This is a genomic window from Pseudoroseomonas cervicalis ATCC 49957, assembly GCF_000164635.1.
GTDB classification, from domain to species: domain Bacteria; phylum Pseudomonadota; class Alphaproteobacteria; order Acetobacterales; family Acetobacteraceae; genus Pseudoroseomonas; species Pseudoroseomonas cervicalis.
This window is the reverse complement of sequence record NZ_GG771204.1, coordinates 1-634: the sequence shown is the minus strand read 5'-3', so window position 1 is coordinate 634 and position 634 is coordinate 1. Positions and strand designations below refer to the sequence as shown.

The following is a 634-nucleotide window of genomic DNA, read 5'->3' as shown; positions in this document are numbered from 1 at the left end:
CCACGCCGGACAGCTCGCCCTGCAGCGCCTGCCCCCTGCTGGCCGACCGCGCCGGCCGCCTGGCGCACATCGCCCAGCGCGGCGGCGGCGGCCTCGACATGCTCGGTCAGGCCCAGCGTGCTCTGCGCCGCGCCTCGGTGCCCTGGGCGGCGGCGGCGGCGTTGCGGGCGATCTCGCGCGTCGCCGCCCCCTGCTCCTCGACGGCGGCGGCGATGGCGGCGGTCACCTCGCCCATGCGCGCCACCGCCTCGGCGATGCCGCGCACGGCGGCGACGGCCTCGGCCGTGGCGCCGCGCATGGCGCCGATCTGGGCGCCGATCTCCTCGGTGGCGCGGGCGGTCTGGCTGGCCAGCGTCTTCACCTCGGAGGCGACGACGGCGAAGCCCTTGCCCGCCTCCCCCGCCCGCGCCGCCTCGATCGTGGCGTTCAGGGCGAGGAGGTTGGTCTGGCCGGCGATGTCGGCGATCAGCCGCACCACGTCGCCGATACGGTCGGCGGCGGCGGCCAGGCCGGCGACCGTGGTGTCCGACGCCCCGGCGGCGGTGACGGCGCGCTGCGCCACCTGCGCGCCCTCGCTGACGCGGCGGTTGATCTCGGCGATGCTGCCGGCCAGCTGCTCGGCCGCCGCCGCCAC

At 79.0% G+C, this 634-nt stretch carries 1 protein-coding gene; it reads right to left on the bottom strand.

The annotated features are described in order from the left end of the window. Positions 1 to 106 precede the first annotated feature (106 nt). Positions 107 to 634: methyl-accepting chemotaxis protein (locus HMPREF0731_RS22585; protein ID WP_157136290.1), on the bottom strand; the 528-nt coding region annotated here is incomplete at its 5' end.